Below are 21781 nucleotides of genomic sequence, written 5' to 3' on the forward strand. Positions count from 1 at the left end.
CGAAGAGGAGTGACTTATGGCAGATACAGACAAATGGAATGAAGCGGCGAAATATGCTTCGATGATGAATATGGTGGATATTGCTGTCTACATCATGTGTATTGGCCTATCGTGGTGGGCGCTGCAAGCGTTCCGCTTCGATGTCCTGCTCAAACGGCCTAAAGCTGCTCAAGCGATTATGCTGCAAATTTTGCTTTCTATTGCCCTCGGACACTTGGTCGCAAGTTTTTTCATCCAGTATTTAGGCCTGTCCATGGGCTTTGGTAAGATGTTTTAATCATATTTTTCGAATAATGCGCAAGTTTGTTGTCAACAATGGATAATAGAACGGAATGAAAAACGAAACCTTATCCGAACTCTATGTAGGGTTGTTGGAATGCCAAAAGAACACAGTTGTAACTGTATGGGTTGAAATGATAAACTTAGGAAATGTGCAAAACCTTGTAATTTAAAATAAGTGCGCGGAGGGACCATGATGAGCAAAATTATCGTCCGCGGTGGCCGAAAGTTAGCTGGCAATGTGAAAATCAACGGAGCAAAGAATGCGGTTCTACCGATTATTGCAGCTTCCATTCTGGGTTCGGAAGGTGAAAGCGTCATCCATGATGCGCCTCCCCTTGACGATGTACTAGTCATTAATAAAGTATTGCAAAGCTTAGGTATTGAAGTGGAATATAACCGTCAGGTTATTCGAGTTCGTGCTCACAACATTAACACATGTGAAGCATCTTATGATCTAGTCCGTAAAATGAGAGCCTCTTTCCTCGTGATGGGTCCTTTGTTAGCAAGGCTTGGTCAAGCGAGAATTTCGCTCCCAGGCGGCTGTGCGATTGGCACAAGGCCAATTGATCAGCATCTCAAAGGCTTCGAAGCGATGGGTGCCGATATTGAACTGGGTCAAGGGTATATCGAAGCTAAAGTGAAAGGGCGCCTGAAGGGTGCCAAAATTTATCTCGATGTAGCCAGTGTAGGCGCAACCGAGAACATCATGATGGCAGCTACGCTCGCTGAGGGCACAACCATCATTGAGAATGCTGCTAAAGAGCCGGAAATTGTCGATTTGGCGAATTACTTGAATGCCATGGGCGCGACGATTCGCGGGGCAGGAACAGGTGTTATTCGCATAGAAGGCGTAGAGAAACTTCGTGGAGTTGTACATACGGTTATTCCGGATCGCGTTGAAGCGGGTACATATATGATTGCCGCAGCTATTACTGGTAGTGAACTGTATATGGAGGGCGCTATTGGCGACCATCTCCGACCTGTTATTTCTAAAATGCAAGAAATGGGCGTTATCATCGAAGAAGATGAGAACGGTATTCGTGTCAGCGCTTCGGGGCCGCTTCGCGCGGTTGATGTGAAGACGCTGCCGTATCCGGGCTTCCCAACCGATATGCAGTCGCAAATGATGGCGCTGCTGATGGTGGCGGACGGCACGAGCCTCGTGACCGAGACCGTGTTCGAGAATCGGTTCATGCATGTCGAGGAGTTCTCGAACATGAACGCTCATATCAAAGTCGATGGCCGTACAGCTATCGTGAGCGGTAATGCCAAGCTGCAGGGTGCGAAAGTATGCGCAACAGACCTGCGTGCAGGTGCGGCGCTTATTCTAGCGGCTCTAGCTGCAGAAGGTGAAACCGAGATTACAGGCGTTCACCATATTGATCGCGGTTATGTCGATATTACTGACGTACTGCGTGAGTTAGGTGCCGATATTTATAGATCGGTGCCGCAAGAAGTGGAGCAGGAAGCTGCGGAGTTGGGTTTTTTCAACATCCAGCCGACGCTTGCTTAGGATTGTGTTTGATGAACCATCGGGGGTTACTCCGATGGTTCTTTTTTGTTGTCCGTCCTTATGCCCCCTCGTTTTGCGAGAGTAAGTGCGAAACAAAGATGCATTTAGTGCATCGAAATTATGCTTTGTATGCCATTTGGAGGTAATTACCTGCAAAATGTGCAGCAAATATTTTTATTCTTGCTAGTGGCGGTTTGATCTGTCATGGGAGCTTGTGCATTAATGTGGCGAAGTACAACGACGCTGTTTACCAGCATTCCGTAAGAAAGTAAAACAGGGGCAGCACAGTTACAAGTAACAGTCGAGGTTCCCCGGATGCTCTAGCATACACAATCTCACGCATTTTACCTGATAGTCCATTGTTCTATTCTAGCAATCCCTCTCATAAGCTAAGTCATATCAACTACCTACTAGTAAACGCGCTTATGGAGGCTGCTTAGATGATGTTGAAGAAGAAACGCGTGATTAACCACAGGGTCATCCTTTGGATGGCTGTTTGCTTATCTTCCATGCTATGTGTGACTATTATCGTTCCAGGTTTGCTAGTTAAGAAGATTCCGGATGGCGGCGCCCCACCTCCCATCCAAATTGCAAAAAACGGATTGACCGAGGAAACAATCACCGATCAAGGCCTAATGATTCCCGTGTATCTGACCAAAAAAGCGACGATTGAGACGGTACCGCTGGAACAGTATGTGAAAGGTGTGCTTGCCGCCGAAATGCCGGTCGAATTCGAGCTGGAGGCGCTCAAAGCGCAGGCTATGGCGGCTAGGACTTATGTCGTGCGTAGAGTGCTAGAGAAGGATTACAGCAATATGCCGGTTAGCGATGCACTTGTGACAGACACTACTGCGCATCAAGCCTATCTTACGGAACAAGAGCTAAGAGACAGATGGGACAAGCGTTATGAGACGAATATGGCCAAAATCGATAGAGCCGTGAATGAAACCAAAGATCTAATCCTCACTTATGAGCATAAACCTATCAACGCCACCTTTTTCTCGACAAGTAATGGATACACCGAAAACTCGGAAGATTACTGGCCGTTCAAGAGTCCCTACCTGCGCAGTGTGCCAAGCCCCTGGGATGTAAAGCTATCTTCTCGCTATCAAGAAACCGTTGATTTTAGTTACAAGAGTATGCTTCAGAAGCTAGGCGTTACGAGTATAGCAACAACAGGTACAAGCACCAAAAATATGAAAGTGCTAGCGTGGTCAGCCGGCCACCGGATTAAAACCATAACTATTGGCGGTAAAATATTTTCAGGTCGTGAAGTACGAGAGAAGCTAGGACTAGCATCCTCTCAATTTACGTGGGAATGGTCAGGCTCCAAAATCACGATTAGCACCTACGGATATGGCCACGGTGTTGGCTTAAGTCAATGGGGCGCCAATGGTATGGCGAAGGAAGGAAAAACAGCGGAGCAAATCGTAACCTACTATTACACTGGCATCTCTATCGAAAAAGCGACACCTTTTATCCGAAAATCGTAATCCTTTAACGTTTCTATAAAAATATCTTTCTTCAAGTATAAAACCTTTAAATGTGTCAAGAATGGTTGATGAGGTGATAACCATGAATGATCAAAACAAAGGTTTTCAAAAAGAAGAAGCTCCTAAAACTGCACAAGGAGCGCAAAGTACGACATCCACATGGAAGAGGTTGCTTGCTAAGAAGTGGGTATTCCCAGCAACGTATATGGCAGCAGCAGCAATTATCTTAACCTTAATGTGGGTGTACCAGGACGCCGGGACGAAGACAGTCAGCCAAGAAGATCTGGGCATTAAGGTTAGCAGCGACAAAGCGACAGACACTACCAAAGCACCGGACGGGGCGGTCGCGGTCAACGCACAAACCGAAACGATTCAGTGGCCTGTTAAAGACAGAACACTGGTCGATGTCTCCATCCCCTTCTATGACACAAATGCAACGAATGAAGTGAAGCAGACGGCAATGATCCAATATAACGATCAATTGACGCCGCATACTGCTATTGACTTGAAAGCCAAAGATGGCGCAGCCTTCGAAGTATTAGCTGCTCTGAGTGGCAAGGTGACTGCGGTTGAACAGAATCCGGTTGTGGGCAGTCTCGTTGAAATTACGCACAGCAATGGTTTGATCAGTGTTTACCAAAGCTTGTCCGAGGTGAAAGTAACCAAAGGCACTGAAGTGAAAAAAGGCGACATCATCGCGAAAGCAGGACGCAACGAGTTCGAGAAAGAGGACGGCGTGCATCTGCACTTTGAAGTCCGCCAAGTTAGCGACAATGCAGCGATTAATCCAGAAACACTTTTAAACGCTAAGCAGTAATCAGTTTCGACGCATAGGCGAACGCCTACATAAAATAAGGGCAGCGGGTACATCCTGCTGCTTTTTTGCATGGATACAAGGAGTAGTTTTTACTTTGCTTCGCTTCACTTTTACCAAAAATGCTTGTCCGAAGGACGCCAGAATCGATTATTCTTGATTATTTTGAAAATAAATATGGGAAATGGGCTTGTCAGGCTTGGCTACGTAGAATATCTAGTCATGCCCCTCATATACTTTACCAAACTATCTCGAGTAGGGAGGCGAGGGGAGTGCACGATTACATCAAAGAGCGAACCATTAAGATTGGTACCTGTATCGTCGAGACCAAGAATACGGTTCGCACCATTGCTAAGGAATTCGGCGTTTCCAAAAGCACGGTGCACAAGGATTTGACGGAAAGACTACCGGAAATCAACCCGGACCTGGCCAATCAGGTGAAGCACATTCTGGAGTATCACAAGTCAATCAGGCACCTAAGAGGAGGAGAAGCGACGAAAATTAAGTACCGAAAAACTCGAAATCCGAAGCTTTCCGAAAACCTGGTCACGGTCAAGTCCTAAAAGTATCCTTCATCCCGAAAGGTTTCCTTCATACTTCCCGTGTCGAAATTTCACGCAAAAAGAGGAATTAATGCATTTATAGCGAATTTAGCTTATAATTAGAACTATATATAAGAGCGCCGATTCTTCACGGGATGGACGGTAGGTTTAGGGAGGATTAACTAGAAATGTTAAGCAAGGATATTGGAATAGATCTCGGCACGGCGAATGTGCTTATTCATGTAAAAGGACGCGGTGTTGTGCTCGATGAGCCTTCCGTAGTAGCGATTGAAAGCGATACGAAACGCGTGCTGGCTGTAGGAGAAGAAGCTTTCCGCATGGTGGGCAGAACTCCAGGCAACATTATCGCGATTCGTCCATTGAAAGATGGCGTTATTGCGGACTTTGATATTACGGAAATGATGTTGAAGCATTTTATCGCAAAAGTAGGGGGCAAGAATTGGTATTCTCATCCGAGAATACTGATCTGCGCCCCTACCAACATCACCTCGGTTGAGCAGAAGGCGATCCGCGAAGCAGCTGAGCGCAGCGGTGCCCGAGAGGTATTCATGGAAGAAGAACCGAAGGCAGCAGCAATTGGTGCCGGTATGGACATCTTCCAGCCTAGCGGCAATATGGTTGTAGATATCGGCGGAGGGACGACGGATGTGGCCGTGTTATCCATGGGTGACATCGTCACCTCCTCCTCCATTAAGATTGCAGGCGACAAATTCGATATTGCGATTACGAAATATATCAAAAATAAGTACAAGCTGCTGATTGGTGAACGGACGAGCGAAGATATTAAGCTGAAAATCGGAACGGTATATCCACACGGTAGAGATCAAGAGATGGATATTCGCGGTAGAGATATGGTATCCGGTTTACCACTTACGATCACGATTCACTCCAGTGAAGTTCAGGAAGCGCTGTGGGATCCAGTTTCCTCCATCGTGACTGCGGCGAAGAGTGTATTGGAGCGAACACCTCCAGAGCTATCGGCAGACATTATTGACCGCGGTGTTATTTTGACAGGCGGCGGAGCTTTGCTGCATGGGCTCGATCAACTGCTGGCGGACGAACTGAAAGTACCTGTATTAATTGCGGAAGATCCAATGTCCTGTGTCGTTAAAGGAACAGGCATTATGCTCGATAACTTAGATAAGGTTACCAAACGTAAATTTTAATTAGACATACTACCCAAGAGGTGAAGAGATGTTAAGAGGACTGTATACCGCGGCGGCAGGCATGATCTCCGAACAGCGCAGACACGATACCATTACGAATAATATTGCCAACATTAATTCCCCAGGATTTAAACAAGGCAATGCTTTGTCTCGATCGTTCCCGGAGATGCTTATATCGACGATTCGCGGTGGACAAGGTGCCTCGACAGCTCCCCTTGGGAAGTTGAGTTTAGGTGTATTCTCCGAAGAGAATATCTCCATTCATGCACAGGGTGATTTGCAGGAAACGCAAAACCCCTTCGATTTTGCTCTTGTTTCGAAAATACAAGTGCCTGGTATGAACTTTGATGCTTCAGGTAAGTTCGTAAATGCGGATGGAGAACGCACGTTTCAGCCGCAGGCACTGTTTACGGTGTTGAACGCTGAAGGTGAGCAGCGGTATTCCTTGAACGGGAAGTTCACCGTTGATACTGCCGGCCAGCTAGTTAATGCCAACGGTAACCTTGTGCTAGGCCGAGATGGACAACCCCTGTTGTTGATTGATGGAGCGGGTCAGCCGATTCATTCCTTCAAGGTGACAGACAAGGGTGAGTTCCTTGATGGGAATGGTCTTCCCCTTCTGGGGCCGACTGGCCAACCCGTAGGATTGATGCTCTCACGTGCAGAGAATCCGAATCTATTACTGCGTGAAGGTAACGGGCTGCTGCGCATTAATCCAGGCGATGAAGCAACTGTAACGCAGGTTGCTGTAGGTGACCAAGTAGAGGTTCGTCAAGGCTTCATAGAACGCTCTAATGTGGATTCCGCACAATCGATGGTCGATATGATGTCAGCGCTTCGCGCTTATGAAGCAAACCAAAAAGTCATCCAATCATATGATAAAAGTATGGAAAAAGCCGCGAATGAAGTTGGGCGCGTCTAATCTAGCTTGCGAAGGGGCAGGACCATGAACAATTCCATGATTAACTCATCGGTATCCATGCATAGCTTACAGCAAAAGCTGGATATTCTCTCCAATAATATCGCGAATGTGAATACGAACGGTTTTAAGAAGAAGGAAGCCTCCTTCGAGGACGTTCTGACTAACGTTAAATCGCAGCCAGAAGGATTCCGTCAGCAAGGCCGGTTTTCACCACTTGGTTTTAACCAAGGGTGGGGCTCAAAGCTGGTGCAAATCCAGACGAATTTGACCCAAGGGCCGATTCAGTCCACGGGGAATGTGACGGACTTTGCGATTCAGGGAGACGGGCTATTTGAAGTACAAACAGGTGAGCTGGATGCTAATGGTCAAAGGCAAACGGCTTGGACTCGTAACGGGGCATTCAGCTTAAGCCCTGATGCCAACGGCGGAAGCGTGCTGACAACGAAAGAAGGTCACTTTGTCACGGGCGTGGATGGCACAGGTGCTAACGTTAGCCCGATACTCATACCCGCGGGCATTCGACCAGTCGTTGAACAAAATGGGACGATTAATGGCTACAGCGAACAGGATCCTAGTGCTGCGCCAATTAATTTGGGCAGGATCAAGCTCGTTCGTGTTGTACGTCCGCAGCTTCTCCAAGATGTTGGAAATAACCTTTACGCGCTACCAAACGGGTTAAATGACGCGGAGAAGGCCAACATCTTAAAGAATGTGAACCCTTTAGTGGATAATCCGACTAACCGCGTTAGTCTCATGCAGGGATTTCTCGAGCAATCCAACGTTACGCTTTCGGATGAAATGACAGATCTGGTTATCGTGCAAAGAGCGCTTCAACTCAATTCCCGAGCTATTACATCTTCGGATCAGATGATGAATATCGCTAATAATTTGCGCGCCTGATCTTAGAAAGGGAGGGATAGGGCTCGATGTCAGACAAGCCTGCTCCACCAAAGAAGAAAACAAGGCCGAAATGGCTGAATATTATATGGCTTATTTTCAAAATCATTCGTATTCCTGTGCTGTGCGTGCTGGCTGTTTTTATCGGCCTATGGGTAGGTTACACCAAGCTTGGTCATCAGCCTGCGGGGGAAATCTTTCATATGAGCACTTGGCGGCATTTATACGATCTGGTATTTGCGAATTAACTCTAACTCCCGCATGGGAGTTTTATTTTTGTCCAAGCAGCGGTATAATGAATGAAGGCTAAATGTACCAGATATCGGATACTAACGCGCAGGAGGGGTACTTTGAATATACCGAACATGCTCACCATCAGCAGGTTTGTTCTAATCCCTGTGTACCTCGCGATTTTTTTTAATGGCCATATCCAAGTTGCCTTTTTTATTTTACTGGCAGCCGGACTTACGGATATCCTAGATGGCTATATAGCAAGAACTCGCGGGCTTATCACACCCGTTGGTGTCATGCTGGACCCACTCGCTGATAAGAGTATGATGATTGCGGTGATCCTATCCCTGCTCATCTCGGGATTGATTCCTTGGCAGGCAGCTGCGGCGATGTTCGTTCGTGATTTAGGTATGATTATGGGCTCTGCTTTCTTTCACTTCAGGGGCAAGTTAACGGTTCCCGCCAATGTGATGGGAAAGTTAACGACGGTTCTGTACTATTTTGCTATCCTTTTCATCGTTTTTCATTTAAACTTTGCCATTACCTATTTATGGTTTGTAATTGGGGTCTCATTCTTAACTTCCTTCATTTATATTATTCAGTTCCTTGTATTAAATCGAGGAGCCAAATTGAAATAATGTATACTACGAAAAAAGAGCCTATGTATAAGACTGTAACACAGTCCTGTACATAAGCTCCCCTATATGAACCTTCATTTCTGCAGTTAATGAAGGGACATCCCTATTGTAAGTGATTACCTTGTATTTTATACAAGCATTTTGAAAGGAGTTTTTAAACCGTTATGCTAGATATTAACCAGATTCAAGAGATCATTCCTCATCGCCCTCCCTTCTTGCTTGTTGACCGTATTTTGGAGGTCGAAGAAGGTGTTAGAGCTGTAGGTATAAAGAATGTTACGATCAATGAGCCGTTCTTCGCAGGACACTTTCCTGGCTATCCGGTTATGCCCGGTGTGCTGATTGTTGAAGCTTTGGCACAAGTAGGTGCTGTGGCTGTTCTGTCGATGCCTGAATACAAAGGTAAAATTGGTTTATTTGCTGGCGCTGATGGCATTCGTTGGCGTAGGCAGGTCGTACCTGGCGATACACTAACTTTAGAAATGACGATAACACGTGTAAAAGGAACCATTGTCAAAGGCCAAGCTGTGGCTAAGGTAGGCGACAAAGTGGTAGTCGAAGGCGAGCTTATGTTCGCCCTTGCTAATAAATAACCCATAGATAAAAAGGAGATGAACCTGACTACTATGACGCGTGTACAAACAGAGTATCAATTATGGTTAGAGGATCCAGCAGTGGATGCCGAAACGAAGAAAGAACTGCGTGCTATTCGGGAAGATGAAAGAGAAATTGAGGATCGCTTTTATAAAGATCTTGAATTTGGCACAGGAGGACTTCGCGGCGTGATTGGCGCTGGAACGAATCGAATCAACGTGTATACCGTTGGACGCGCAAGCCAAGGCTTGGCACAATATGTGAATGGGACAGGCGCTACAAGTCCTTCTATTGTTCTAGCCTATGATTCACGTCATATGTCGCCCGAGTTCGCTTTAGAATCTGCTCTCGTGTTCGCAGGGAATGGAATTAAGGCTTATCTCTTTAAAACACTGCATGCGACACCACAGTTATCTTTTGCTGTGAGATACTTAGGTGCGTCCGCAGGGGTTGTCGTTACAGCTAGTCACAACCCACCTGAATATAATGGATATAAAGTATATGGAGCAGACGGGGGACAGCTTGTTCCTGAGTTTGCGGAGCAAGTCATTGCGCAAGTACAGAGCATCGATTCCTTCAACAAGGTCAAGAAAATAACCCAGCAAGAAGCGGAAGCGCAAGGGCTGCTTTCTTGGTTAGGTGAAGAGGTCGATCAAGCGTACATCGAGGCAGTAACTGCGATTAGCCAGAATCCAGATGTGATCAAGCAGATCGAAGGCGATTTCCGCATCATCTTCACTCCTTTGCATGGAGCGGGCAATGTGCCGGTACGCGAAGTGCTGAAAGCAGTTGGCTTCGGACAAGTACGTGTTGTAGCCGAGCAAGAGCTGCCGGATGCACAGTTCTCGACGGTTAAGTCTCCGAATCCGGAGGAGCGGGAAGCATTTACACTCGCCATTGCACAAGCGAAAGATTGGGATGCCGATATCATCATCGGAACCGACCCTGATGCTGATCGCATGGGTGCAGTTGTGAAGGATCCGAACGGCGAGTATGTCGTTTTATCAGGTAATCAGTCTGGTGCCATCATTGTAAATTATTTATTATCAAGCTTGAAAGAGCGTGGAACACTGCCTGCGAACGGCGTTGTCGTCAAAACGATCGTTACAAGTGAAATGGGCGCAGTTATCGCCAATCATTATGGTATTCCTACATTAAATACATTAACCGGCTTTAAATATATCGGGGAGAAAATGTCCCAGTTCGAACAAAGTGGTGAGTATAAGTTCTTATTTGGATACGAAGAAAGCTATGGCTACTTGGCCGGTGACTATGCCCGAGATAAGGATGCAGTTATTGCAGCGATGCTGATCGCTGAAGCGGCAGCCTATTATAAGAAGCAAGGTAAGACTCTATATGAAGTCCTTCAGGAACTATACGAATCCTTTGGCTACTTTTTGGAAAAGCTTGAATCAAGGACGCTGAAAGGGAAAGACGGCGTAGAACAAATTGGCCGCATCATGGAAGCTTGGAGAACGAATCCGCCAACAGAGATCAGTGGCACTCGAGTAAGCCAAGTGGAAGATTACGCAGAGGGCATAAATGGCCTTCCTCGTGAAAATGTGCTGAAATTTAAGCTAGAGGATGGTTCATGGTTCTGCTTGCGTCCTTCTGGAACGGAACCGAAAATTAAGTTTTATTTTGCGGTACAAGGATCTACAGGTCCAGCAGCCGCACAGCAATTGGATGGCATCATTCAATATGTGCTTAACCGTGTAGACGGATAATGAAATAGGAAAACTGAACCTCTTCAGAACCTAAGTCAGGGATAGGTCGTCTAATGAATAGATGGAAATTAAATCCGCATTCATTTGGCCTATTACCCGTGGTAGGACCTGAAGGGGTTTTCCAATGTAAGTACATGCTTTACGAAGAAAGCTTTCTACCGGAAAGCTCTAAGGAGTGGACAACTTGGCACAATGGTATCAAACATGGAATAAACCTCTCAAAAATATCCTATGGTGGCTCGTCATTATTGGAATGGTAGTCTCCCTGCCGCTTGCCTACACGCGTCACCAAACGGAAACTTCGGCCAATCAAGTCGAGTTTGTTTTCGATTATCGTGATTTGTTGGATATTGCGGATATTCAGACGAATCCGCAGACTTTTGTCGCTGAGCAGCTGAAGAATATGAAAGCAGCGGGCATCAGCTCAATGGCCGTGTATGAGAGTACACTAGCGGAGCTTAAAGAGAGCCGTCGCATCGAGGTATATAACTCTCGAGACGCTGCCGCACTTACCCAGACCTTGGGTGATCCTAATGAGAATTTTACCTACGTGCTGTTCGCAGATAGTACCACACAGCAGAAGCTGGAGCCTTTAATTCAGAAAACGTTCGCGGATCTGAAGGTTGGCACGAAGCCGTGGAGTTTCAAAAATAGAAACGGACTCATCATCCAAATGAGCATGGACGATGCATCGATCAAGGGTATGGACCCAGACCCGATGACATTACAAATGCTGAAAGATCAAGGGTTCCAAATCGTGGTTCGTCTATCGAATCGTAGACCCTTTGTAACCAATGAAATGGATCGCTTGCTGAAACAGCTCCATGATATCGGTGTGAAGCGCATCATTGTCGATGGCAATGAAGTTCCGGGTTACACAGAAGAAAATACAGAAATTAACCTGAATAAAATGGCAGATCTTCTTAATAAAAACGGCATTGGCCTGGCTGCTATTGAATTATTAAAAGAGCCGCAAAAAGGGTTTAGTACATTATCGAAGCAAACGAATTATAACGTCGTTCGATTGCATTCGTTTACAGAGAAAGACGGAGAAAAGTTAACAGAGCCGCTCAAAAAATCGGAACTGCAGGATCGTATTCAAGGCGTTGCGGATCGTTTAGTCCTTGCAGTGAAAGACCGCAATATCCGCATGGTTTTCTTGAATGCAAGGCCAGTGAAAAGCTTGGATAAGGGAAAACTAGTCGATCCGTTAGCTGCTTACTATGAAAGTTTGCAAGGAAAAGATGGCGCTATTCCACGCATCCAAGAAGTCGGGTTTACGCTTGGACCAGCAGAGCCATTTGATGTAAAAACGACAGGATGGCAGAAAATCGCCCGCATCTTCATGCTGCTTGGCGGTGTTAGTTTAATCGTGCTGATGGTGTCCTTCTTCGTACCGGAAGCCACGCTGCTCCTCTTCGTCTTAGGTATACTTGGACTTGCTGCTTTGCATACACTTTCGGCTAATCTATACGCGCAAGGTCTTGCCTTAAGTGCAGCCATTAGTGCACCGAGCATAGCAATCATGCTGGCCATTCGTTCCGTTCGTTCAGGAGCCGCTGAGAAATGGAAGTCAGGTCTTGTTTACGCCTTATGGACACTAATCAAAACATCTGCAATTTCGCTGATTGGTGTCGTTTACGAAGTGGCACTTCTCAATCACGTTACGTATTTACTCGTGCTGCAGCAGTTCCGCGGCGTTGGCGTGCTGCATTTGCTTCCTATTATGATCGCAGGTGTGTATTTACTATTCTTTAGCGAAAATAACACGTACAGAGATAAGATTGCGAACATTCGCCGTATTCTCTCTTCCTTTATTAGCGTGCTATGGATTGTAATTGCGGGGGTAGCTTTAGCCGCTGTGTTCTACTACTTATCACGTACTGGAAATGAAGGACAAGCTTCTACCGTGGAGAAATTATTCCGTTCCTTCTTGGAAAATACACTGGGCGTACGTCCGCGAACCAAAGAATTTTTGGTCGCACATCCTTTATTCCTGCTAGGCGCCTATTTGTCAGTTCGATATAGACATGCCGTTTATTTGATATTCATCGGAGTAATTGGGCAGCTTTCTATTGTAGATACATTCGCTCACTTGCATACGCCGCTTCATATATCTCTGATCCGTATAAGCTACGGCCTTGTGTTTGGCGCTTTGATTGGCCTCGTTCTGATTGCAGCTTGGGAAATAATCATTAGGAGTTGGAAACGATGGGTGCCACAGTTGTCAAAATAGCGCTATCCGGCTACTATGGCTTCGATAATAGCGGCGATGAAGCTGTGCTGCAGTCGATTTTGTTTGCTTTGCAGGAGCAAGGTCGAGAGCAAGGATTACAAATCGAGCCAATTGTTCTTTCTGCTAATCCAGAGAAAACGTCAGCAATGTACGGTGTGAAGGCCTATCATCGAATGAAGCCTGGTTCGCTGTTTCGAGCATTGCGTGAAGCCGATGGTTTGATTAGCGGCGGCGGCAGTTTATTGCAGGATGCTACAAGCTCGAAGACGATCCCGTATTACTTGGCAGTCTTGAAAATAGCGCAGTGGCTGGGCAAACCTACGTTTATTTACTCGCAAGGCATTGGGCCGGTTAGCCGCCCTATGTTTTATGGCTGGATCCGCAGCGTGTTCCAGCGCTGCGCGTATGTATCGGTTCGCGATACGGAGTCCGCGGAGCTGTTAGGGAAGATGCGGCTCCCGCGGGAGCGCATCACGGTAGTGCCTGACCCGGTCATGGGATTGCCACTGCGCGGGACCGGTTCTGGTGGCGGCGCGCCGGACATCGCGCCGGATGGTTTAGTGCGGACGATCGGTGTGTCCGTCCGCTTCTGGAATGAGGACCGTTCGGAGCTGGAAGCTCTCTCGCGGTCCCTGCAAGTCCTTCTCGCAGCCGATGCGAACGTGCGGCTGCGGTTCTTGCCCTTCCACCTCCCCTCGGACGAGGTGGCGTCGCAGTTCGTTATCGATCGACTAGGCGATCACGGGTCCCGGGTGGAGATGGTGCGAGGCATCACCCATCCACAGGATATGCTTGCGCAGGTCGCGGAATGCGACCTGCTGATCGGGATGAGGCTGCATTCTTTGATTTATGCAGCCTCGCAGTTCGTGCCTATGGTAGGCATCTCGTACGATCCGAAGATCGACCAGTTCCTCCATAGGCTTGGCATGAAAGCTGCCGCATCGACAGCTCGCTTCGATGCGGATGCCTTTGCGGCCGAGGCGCAGCGCCTGCTGGCCGGCCGAGAGGCTTGGGCGGCGTCCAGCCGCGCCGCCATCGAAGAGCTCAAAGCGCAGGCTCAGCTTCCTGCGCAGCGCATCATTTCATTTTATAAACAAAGAACTAACAAATAGGAAATAATAAAAAGCAACCAAAATCCGATTTCCAACGTCAATTAAAGGAAGAGATATCTATGAGTTCAACATCAACAACGATACAGTCTAAGGTCGTATCTGCGAATGCAATACCCAAAGTTCGCATCTACGGAGTGCCCATCTCCAAAATGAGTATGGACCAAACCGTAGCTTACCTTACGAACGTTATTGAACAAAGACAACCCCATCAAGTCATTACCGCCAATCCCATTATGGTCATGGCCGCACAAGATGATCCTGCTTATCTGAGCATGATGCAGCGTGCTGAACTTATCGTTCCTGATGGAACGGGTGTCGTCTGGGCAGCTAAATATGTAGGTGAGCCTGTTGTAGAACGGGTTCCCGGCTATGATTTGATCCATGAGCTGATGAAAGTCGGAGAGTTGAAAAGATGGAAAGTATACTTACTTGGAGCTTCCAATGAGGTTATCCAAGCTGCAGCTGAGAAGCTTCGCACCGCCTATCCGAGTATAAAGCTTGTAGGCGTACGTGATGGATATTTTAAAGACGAGCAGGATGCTGAAGTGATTCAAGATATCGTGGATGCAGCTCCGGATATTCTTCTCGTAGGAAGATCTGCTGCGAATCAAGAGCCGTGGATTGGGAAATACAAACAACAAATTGGTGTCCCTGTCATGATGGGTGTTGGGGGAAGTTTTGATGTTCTTTCGGGCAAGCTAAAAAGAGCACCCGTTTTATTTCAAAAACTACGTCTTGAGTGGTTTTACCGCCTTATGCAGGAGCCTTGGCGTTATAAACGAATGCTTCTACTCCCACAATTTGCATTGAAAGTGATGCGTGACAAAGAGAAAGTCACCAAACCATGAGAATATTTATGAAAATTGGCTGAAAACGGTCATTTCAGATGAATTTAGCAGTGGTATTTGTGAGCAAATGGGAGTATAATTCATTTCGGCGGATTATCTGCCACCCAAGACAAGAGGAGCTGTGAAGAAGACATGTATGGATTATATGCGATTGGGTTTATCGCTGCTTGCTTAATGGCGCTGCTGCTGACACCCCTAGTCAAAAAATTTGCCTTCTGGGTTGGAGCCGTTGATGCCCCTAACCATCGTAAGGTACATACCCGAATAATGCCGCGTCTCGGAGGATTAGCGATATTCCTTGCATTCGTCGGAGCTTATTTCGTCGTCTCTCCAGCACTTGATGCCGTTAACTCCAATGCCGCATTTGGGTTGCTAATCGGAGGCTTCGTGATTGTCGTCACGGGTGCCTTGGATGATCGTTTTCAACTATCTCCCAAATGGAAGCTGCTCGGGCAACTGATTGCCGCTTGCATCGTTGTCTCCTTTGGACTTAAGATCGAACTCGTTAACATTCCTTTCGGAACGACCAACCTGCCGATTGGCTGGTTAAGTATTCCAATTACGATATTGTGGATTGTCGGCGTATCCAATGCGATTAACTTGATTGACGGTCTAGATGGCTTGTCTGCTGGCGTATCGGGTATTGCTACTACTACTATTCTAATTCTTGCCCTCATGATGGGTAATGTTACTGTTATTCTGCTTTGCGTCATTTTACTAGGTAGTATCATAGGCTTTATGTTCTATAACTTCCATCCGGCCAAAATCTTCATGGGCGACTCCGGCGCCTTGTTCCTAGGCTTTGCCTTAGCAACACTATCGATTCTCGGCTTTAAGCAAGCAGCCGTTGTTTCACTTTTAATTCCTATTATGATTCTAGGTGTGCCCTTATCCGATACATTCTTTGCGATCATGCGTCGCTACGTTAATAAATTACCGATCTCTGCACCGGACAAAAGCCATCTGCATCACTGTTTGCTGCAGCTCGGATTCAGTCATCGTACAAGCGTACTGATCATCTACGGAATTGCCTCCATCTTTGGCGGCAGCGCGGTCATTTGCTCAGTCTTTATCTCCCAAGATTCCACTTGGGGACTTATCATGATCATCGTAGCTCTCTTCCTAGTTATGTTAGTTGGAGCAGAAGCTATTGGTATCATCAGTAAGAGCCGTAAACCGGTGCTGAACTTCCTTCAAAGGCTTGTAGGCAAGCAAGTTCAGAGCGATCGAATGGGCAAATAAGCTATAAAATCGGAATCCAACCTTCGGGTTGGATTTTTTTTGCATTTTATGATTTTTTTTCTTTCTCTAAACATTTCCTTTGTTTCGACCGATAAGTAGAGTACAAGAACTTTTGGCTATTTGCCGCGTCTAACCATGTGGAATGATAGAAGAATATGGGAGGGATTGTCGAAATCTAGCAAGTAAGATAAAGAAATATGAAGAATTACCATGGCGAAACTAACATTTATATTACATAAGGAGGAACAAGTTTTGAATACCAGGAAAATGAGAACAAAGTGGGTAAGCATAAGCCTCATGATTGTAATGTTGCTCGCTTTATTGCCGCCAATGACTGCTTCAGCAGCACCTGTTATTAACATTACCAACTATTATGTTCATACGGATCCGAATGATACAACAGTGGTCCAAGATCCTATTGCATTTTCAGATGCTTCTGTTCCAAGAATAACGTCTAATCCGATTACACTTAGTGCTGATATTGGTGGTATCTCAGACGATCAAATCACGAATATATTTTACGAAATTAAAAATCTCAATACAGGTGTAACTTCACCGAACAAAACTAATCGAGCTATTAAAAATCCGAACAACAGCAACCAAATAACGTTCGAGAATATTCAATTAACCGAAGGTTTAAATAAAATTGTAATTAAGTATGGAAGTACTTCGACGGTTGATTCCAAGCCGGCATGGGTATATTTCACCCCGGTCTCCAATATTACAAATTTAAAAATAAATGATGTCGATTTTACTGACGGTGGTATGTATCCTGCTAATGGACCATATACGAATTTGACCATTACAGGGAACTCCAATAATGCTTATCAGGTTGATGCGACCGTTTCTGGAACAACCTATGAAGCAACGAATTTCTCTAGCGGTATTTTTACATTTCTAATGAATACGGGAAGAGCTTCTGATTTAACCCTAATACCCGGTGACAATCAAGTTACCTTTGTAGCAAAAAACCCAACCAATTACTACACAACGACAAGAAACTTTATCTATAACAATGGTTTGGGATTTGCTTATAACGGTAAGGTACGCTTCAAGCAATCCGCTAGTACTACAGATAAAGCACTAGTAACAGTTCCTAGTATCTCAAGCAATACGGATAACAACATTACTTTTACGGCCGATCTTAAAAACAGCAAAGGAAACATAACTTCCGGAAGTCCTGATTATGTGTATGCAGACATTAGTGTGGCAGGAAGTGGAACTGTTGCACGCTATACATTTGCATCAGGTGCTTTAACCACTCCAAACGGAGGGTTCTTGAATGTGAATGGATCTGTTCCCGCAGGAACTGCTCCTAGCTTGGTAGGCACTTCTGTTGTTACGGGGGGTACAGCGTATGATATTCATAATATTTCGGTGAATTTGCCACTGAGTGGGACGGCGACTTCCCAACAAATTGATATAAAATTTGTATCTAGCTTAGGCGGAGAGTACACTACGAAGTATTTGTTCAATTATACAAACCCTGATTTACCGTATATTGACTATACAGCCCAATTCTTTCAACCAGCTGTGGGACTCGGATATGAGGTTAAGCTGACTGAGCAAGGAATGAATCAAATCAATGAATTCCCAGCCACGCTGAGATTTCATGTTAACGGAAATGCAAATAAGGTGAAAGTTGAAATTCCCGGATTTGCTGGTAACGGCGATGTTAATGTGATCTCTGGAGTTGCCGAAATAGTTCTTAGCAATATCCCGGACGGCGCAACAAAGATGAAATTGACACCTTATAATAATACTACCTTATACAATTCTGCAGGATCTAAGGTTTATCAAGTGAATATATCAAGCGCCCCGTACGTTATTGTTAATAGTCTTTATAATGGTAAAGTGGTTAGCAATGCAACTCAGTTGACTTGTGCAAGTGGTCAAGCTCCTTGTTTAACTGGTAAAATTGTTAATCTTCCTGCTAGCGGTTATGCAGATGTAGAAATGTCTGTCAATGACACGAATGTTGCAATTGCTTCTTATATTGCTTCAGATGGAACTTTTAATATTCCATCAACAGCGTTTGGCACACTGCTGGATGCAGATGGAAAGAAATCCATCAAATTCTCACTTTACTTAAGACCGAGTACATCGCCAACTAAAGTACTTGTAACACAAACAAACTATGATGTTTTTGTTCTTAGTGATTTTGCACCATTAGTTGAAAATCTCTCTTTAGATCCTGCTGTAACACCTTTTACAGAGAGTAGCTTGCCTGGCACTTATCTAACATCATCTAATAGGCTTCAATTAACCGGTACGGTTCTGAATGCTAAGTTAAATTCTTCGGACCCGTTATCAACTGCTGTTCTATATGTTAGAAGCGTTCCGAATGGTTCAACAATTACTGTGGGAACCACACCTCAACTGAATCAAATTTCGCAAGTCATTAATGCTCTCGATGCGAATCAAATGACTACGAAATTTAATTTAACTGCACCAGTTACGTTAGATGCATACGGCGATTATGTTCTAGAACTAGTTGCTAAGAATAAAACAGGACGCACAACAAGTAAAATGATTACTGTTACAAAGCAACCCGTTGATTACTTACTGTTACAACCTACTAATTTTGTGAAAAACGCAGATAAAGTTGATCAAGCATACGTAAATACAAATTTCCAAACTGTTGTGATTCAAGCAGACGGTGCAGATTCGGTCGTTTATAACAAAGTAGAAGCAAAGCTTACTGCTCCTGGTGTTTTCCGATTAGATGTACCTAATCTAAAAGCAGGAAAAAATACAGTAAGTTTTGAAATTAAGCGTGGAGCTGCCAAATCAAAAGGTACATTTATTCTTAATAATTTAAATACGCCGATTGAAGGTGCCCAGTACCGTACTACTCTTTCATCCAAAATGAATTTATTTGACGGCGATCTCTCGTTAACTTTCCCGAAAGATACAAAATTAATGAGAAATGATCGTACGCAAACTGAACAATTCATTACATCGGATAGGAAGCTTGTATTCGGTATTGCAAACCAAGATGACGGGCGTGTTGATAAAGCATCAGAGACTCAAGCAGGATCTCGTTTCCTCCAAGAGCCTACAGGTAGATTTAGACCAGCTAGTAAGTTGTTCTGGATTGATGGTGGAGCTATCGATATAAGTGCTGCTAGTACAAATGCGACATTGAAAGATGCGCTTCAGGGTAGTGGCAATCTTCCGTCACCTACTTTACCAGGACCGGGTGAAACTGCTTTTTACTCAAGATATATTAAAAACTTAGTTATCCCTACAGAGCGTGGAACCTTAACACTGAAATATGATAACGAAATTCGAAATGACTCTTGGAAGTATCTTTCGGTTTATCAGTTTGGTACGTTCCTAGATCCAAGTGGTACAGGAAACCAATATGTTGGTTGGAAAAACATTGGTGGTGTTGTAGATCCTAAATCACACACAATTAAAGTTCCCGTTGATAATTTTGGTTACTTCCAAGTTATGTACATGGATAATAGCTTTAATGACGTGACGAATCATGATTGGGCTAGAGATTACTTGGATATTCTTTATTCCAAAGGAATCATGAATAATAAAACACCCGGACAATTTTTACCAAATGATGCTATTACTCGCGGTGAATTTGTAACAATGTTAGTCAACATCTTTGATATTCCACTGATTAATGAAGATACAACGTATCACACAAATGATCCAACGAATCCTAATTTCCAAGGGACATTCGCAGATGTACGTAGAGGTCTTGGTTTACCTAATAGCAGCAGCTTATACGACTTTATGCACATTGAAGCAGGGGCTCGCGCTGGAATCGTCAGAGGAAACTCGAATGGGTTATTCCTTCCGACAAATTCTATTAGCCGTGCAGATGCCGCAGTCATGATTGAAAGAGCTGCTAACATGAAAGTAAGTAGCGACACCAATAAATCTTCTGCAAACTTGAAAAAGCAGTTTACAGATGCTGATCAAATTGATACTTATGCAATTGCATCGGTTGAGGCTGTGATTAAAGCTGGGTTAATGGATGGCATTGAAAACGCGCCTGTACAAGGACAGAAGAAGCCTACCTATAGTTATGATCCAAAAGGAAATATGACCAGAGCTCAGGCTGCTGCCATTGCAAATCGAGTATTAAAACAACAAAAAAAGATACCTTAAACTTAAGAATTAAATAAAGACTGTGTCCGATTTTTCGGATGCAGTCTTTTATTTTTATTATGGAAATGAGAATTAGAAAAAACTATTCAGGTATATTTAAGCTAATTTTTAGCTAGTGTTCAGCTTCTCTACTTATTTACTTCACAATTAAAATGTAAGTTTATCAAGTAGGCAAAATGTGTGCAAGAGGTGATAGGTTCTTTACTAGTAGATCGATTTAATTGGAAAATACTTATCAATGAAATTATGCATACAGTCACGTATACTAACTAATGTAGCCAAGGTGATAGACGCGAAGCTACATAGAGTCATGTCATGATTCATTAGTCGCCCCGTTGGTTATAAGTTTTTATAACAAAAAAACTTTCATAATATTAGGAGGAAACAAACCTTTATGAAGAAAACACTATCCGTAGTTCTTACATCCGCTATGGCTCTTTCCATGTTCTCATCCGTCGCATTTGGTAAAACATCTGCAGACTTCACAGACTTGAAAGACCTGGATGCAGCAACAAAAGTGAAATTCGATGCGATGATCACTGCTGGTATTTTTGACGGCGTGACAGAAACAACTTTCGGTCTGAAAGAAGAAATGAACCGTGCACAATTCGCGAAAGTAGCAGCATTGATCATGGGCCTTGAAGTAAACAAAGACTTGAAAACATCGACATTCACTGACGTTAGTGTAACCGATGCAGCAAATGGTTATGCACTTCCTTACATCGAAGCTTTGAAAACAGCTGGCGTTACTGATGGCTATGCTGAAGGTCAATACAACCCGGCTGGTAAAGTAACAAAAGAACAACTCGCTACATTCTTGGTTCGTGTTCTTGGTCAAGACGAAGCAGCTAAAGGCAAAACAGGTACGGATACAACAGTATCCGGTTGGGCACAAGGTTATGTAGCTTTAGCACTTGAATTGAAACTTCTTTCCAATGGCACTGACGATAAATTTGGTGGCCAAGCTAACGCAACTCGCGATTTGCTTTTGACTGGTGCATACGAAGCGAAACAACAATACGTACCAGCTGGTAAAGTATCGGTAACTGGCGCGAAAGCAACAGGCGTACAACAAGTAACTGTAAGCTTCAATAAACCTGTTGACACAGATAAAGTAAAATTAGCTATGAAAAAAGGTTCCATTGATGTAGCAACAACAGTTAAATTTGCTGATGACAAGAAATCTGCTGTTCTAACATTGACAGATGTTAAAGTTGGAGAAGGAGATTATATGGTAACTCTTTCCGGTCTTGATGCAGCAGCTGTTGACAAAACAACAGCTACATTTAAAGGCGAGAATGAGAAAGTGACTAAACTTGAGTTCGCAAACGCTGGCGATACAGTTGCAAAAGCATCGGATGTTCGTCTTAAA

18 protein-coding genes are annotated in these 21781 nt (G+C 44.7%); all 18 read left to right on the plus strand.

Going from position 1 to position 21781, the window contains the following annotated elements; all coding sequences use genetic code 11:
* Nucleotides 1-16 precede the first annotated feature (16 nt).
* Nucleotides 17-277, plus strand: a complete 261-nt coding sequence (locus AC58UU_RS34755; protein ID WP_246321231.1) for a DUF1146 family protein — start codon at nucleotides 17-19, stop codon at nucleotides 275-277.
* Nucleotides 278-475: 198 nt separating this feature from the next.
* Entirely contained in the window at nucleotides 476-1795 is a 1320-nt protein-coding gene (gene murA / locus AC58UU_RS34760; protein ID WP_307555856.1) for a UDP-N-acetylglucosamine 1-carboxyvinyltransferase, read from the plus strand.
* 440 nt (nucleotides 1796-2235) lie between these two features.
* On the plus strand, nucleotides 2236-3288 hold the full coding sequence (spoIID, locus tag AC58UU_RS34765) for a stage II sporulation protein D (RefSeq protein ID WP_497322072.1): 1053 nt from the start codon (nucleotides 2236-2238) through the stop codon (nucleotides 3286-3288).
* Nucleotides 3289-3370: 82 nt separating this feature from the next.
* Nucleotides 3371-4105 (plus strand): peptidoglycan DD-metalloendopeptidase family protein, encoded by a 735-nt coding sequence (locus tag AC58UU_RS34770; protein WP_497322073.1) that lies wholly within the window; start codon nucleotides 3371-3373, stop codon nucleotides 4103-4105.
* A gap of 269 nt (nucleotides 4106-4374) precedes the next feature.
* Nucleotides 4375-4665: a sporulation transcriptional regulator SpoIIID gene (gene spoIIID / locus AC58UU_RS34775; RefSeq protein WP_047682268.1), complete on the plus strand. Its 291-nt coding sequence runs from the start codon at nucleotides 4375-4377 to the stop codon at nucleotides 4663-4665.
* 167 nt (nucleotides 4666-4832) lie between these two features.
* A complete protein-coding gene (locus AC58UU_RS34780) occupies nucleotides 4833-5831 on the plus strand; it encodes a rod shape-determining protein (RefSeq protein ID WP_029195639.1) in 999 nt (332 codons plus the stop codon).
* Nucleotides 5832-5859: 28 nt separating this feature from the next.
* Entirely contained in the window at nucleotides 5860-6753 is an 894-nt protein-coding gene (locus AC58UU_RS34785) for a flagellar hook-basal body protein (protein ID WP_497322074.1), read from the plus strand.
* Between the two features lie 24 nt (nucleotides 6754-6777).
* Nucleotides 6778-7653, plus strand: coding sequence for a flagellar hook-basal body protein (locus AC58UU_RS34790; RefSeq protein WP_497322075.1), 876 nt, complete (start codon nucleotides 6778-6780; stop codon nucleotides 7651-7653).
* Nucleotides 7654-7679: 26 nt separating this feature from the next.
* Nucleotides 7680-7898 (plus strand): DNA-directed RNA polymerase subunit beta, encoded by a 219-nt coding sequence (locus tag AC58UU_RS34795; protein ID WP_497322076.1) that lies wholly within the window; start codon nucleotides 7680-7682, stop codon nucleotides 7896-7898.
* A gap of 102 nt (nucleotides 7899-8000) precedes the next feature.
* Entirely contained in the window at nucleotides 8001-8519 is a 519-nt protein-coding gene (locus tag AC58UU_RS34800) for a CDP-alcohol phosphatidyltransferase family protein (protein ID WP_497322077.1), read from the plus strand.
* 164 nt (nucleotides 8520-8683) lie between these two features.
* Entirely contained in the window at nucleotides 8684-9112 is a 429-nt protein-coding gene (fabZ, locus tag AC58UU_RS34805) for a 3-hydroxyacyl-ACP dehydratase FabZ (RefSeq protein ID WP_497322078.1), read from the plus strand.
* Nucleotides 9113-9136: 24 nt separating this feature from the next.
* On the plus strand, nucleotides 9137-10840 hold the full coding sequence (locus tag AC58UU_RS34810; protein ID WP_497322087.1) for a phospho-sugar mutase: 1704 nt from the start codon (nucleotides 9137-9139) through the stop codon (nucleotides 10838-10840).
* A gap of 175 nt (nucleotides 10841-11015) precedes the next feature.
* Nucleotides 11016-13076, plus strand: coding sequence for a DUF5693 family protein (locus AC58UU_RS34815; RefSeq protein WP_497322079.1), 2061 nt, complete (start codon nucleotides 11016-11018; stop codon nucleotides 13074-13076).
* Complete coding sequence (csaB, locus tag AC58UU_RS34820) at nucleotides 13052-14188, plus strand: polysaccharide pyruvyl transferase CsaB (protein ID WP_497322080.1); 1137 nt, start codon at nucleotides 13052-13054, stop codon at nucleotides 14186-14188. The genes AC58UU_RS34815 and csaB overlap by 25 nt, the downstream gene beginning before the upstream one ends.
* Before the next feature lie 59 nt (nucleotides 14189-14247).
* Nucleotides 14248-15036 carry a WecB/TagA/CpsF family glycosyltransferase gene (locus AC58UU_RS34825; protein ID WP_497322081.1) on the plus strand — a complete coding sequence of 263 codons (789 nt, stop codon included), beginning with the start codon at nucleotides 14248-14250 and terminating at the stop codon, nucleotides 15034-15036.
* A gap of 132 nt (nucleotides 15037-15168) precedes the next feature.
* Nucleotides 15169-16278, plus strand: coding sequence for a glycosyltransferase family 4 protein (locus AC58UU_RS34830; protein WP_497322082.1), 1110 nt, complete (start codon nucleotides 15169-15171; stop codon nucleotides 16276-16278).
* A gap of 252 nt (nucleotides 16279-16530) precedes the next feature.
* The gene (locus tag AC58UU_RS34835; protein ID WP_497322083.1) at nucleotides 16531-20409 is read left to right on the plus strand and encodes an S-layer homology domain-containing protein; all 3879 of its coding nucleotides are present in this window, start codon (nucleotides 16531-16533) and stop codon (nucleotides 20407-20409) included.
* 394 nt (nucleotides 20410-20803) lie between these two features.
* Nucleotides 20804-21781: S-layer homology domain-containing protein (locus tag AC58UU_RS34840; protein WP_497322084.1), on the plus strand; the 978-nt coding region annotated here is incomplete at its 3' end.

This window comes from Paenibacillus sp. JT22N1 (assembly GCF_059692155.1).

Excerpts from the sequence above, each read along its gene's own strand:
- murA (WP_307555856.1), top strand. The coding sequence starts at position 476 with ATGAGCAAAATTATCGTCCGCGGTGGCCGAAAGTTAGCTGGCAATGTG.
- AC58UU_RS34770 (WP_497322073.1), top strand. The coding sequence starts at position 3,371 with ATGAATGATCAAAACAAAGGTTTTCAAAAAGAAGAAGCTCCTAAAACT.
- AC58UU_RS34755 (WP_246321231.1), top strand. The coding sequence starts at position 17 with ATGGCAGATACAGACAAATGGAATGAAGCGGCGAAATATGCTTCGATG.
- AC58UU_RS34790 (WP_497322075.1), top strand. The coding sequence starts at position 6,778 with ATGAACAATTCCATGATTAACTCATCGGTATCCATGCATAGCTTACAG.
- AC58UU_RS34825 (WP_497322081.1), top strand. The coding sequence starts at position 14,248 with ATGAGTTCAACATCAACAACGATACAGTCTAAGGTCGTATCTGCGAAT.
- AC58UU_RS34780 (WP_029195639.1), top strand. The coding sequence starts at position 4,833 with ATGTTAAGCAAGGATATTGGAATAGATCTCGGCACGGCGAATGTGCTT.
- AC58UU_RS34785 (WP_497322074.1), top strand. The coding sequence starts at position 5,860 with ATGTTAAGAGGACTGTATACCGCGGCGGCAGGCATGATCTCCGAACAG.
- csaB (WP_497322080.1), top strand. The coding sequence starts at position 13,052 with ATGGGTGCCACAGTTGTCAAAATAGCGCTATCCGGCTACTATGGCTTC.
- AC58UU_RS34795 (WP_497322076.1), top strand. The coding sequence starts at position 7,680 with ATGTCAGACAAGCCTGCTCCACCAAAGAAGAAAACAAGGCCGAAATGG.
- spoIID (WP_497322072.1), top strand. The coding sequence starts at position 2,236 with ATGATGTTGAAGAAGAAACGCGTGATTAACCACAGGGTCATCCTTTGG.
- fabZ (WP_497322078.1), top strand. The coding sequence starts at position 8,684 with ATGCTAGATATTAACCAGATTCAAGAGATCATTCCTCATCGCCCTCCC.
- AC58UU_RS34830 (WP_497322082.1), top strand. The coding sequence starts at position 15,169 with ATGTATGGATTATATGCGATTGGGTTTATCGCTGCTTGCTTAATGGCG.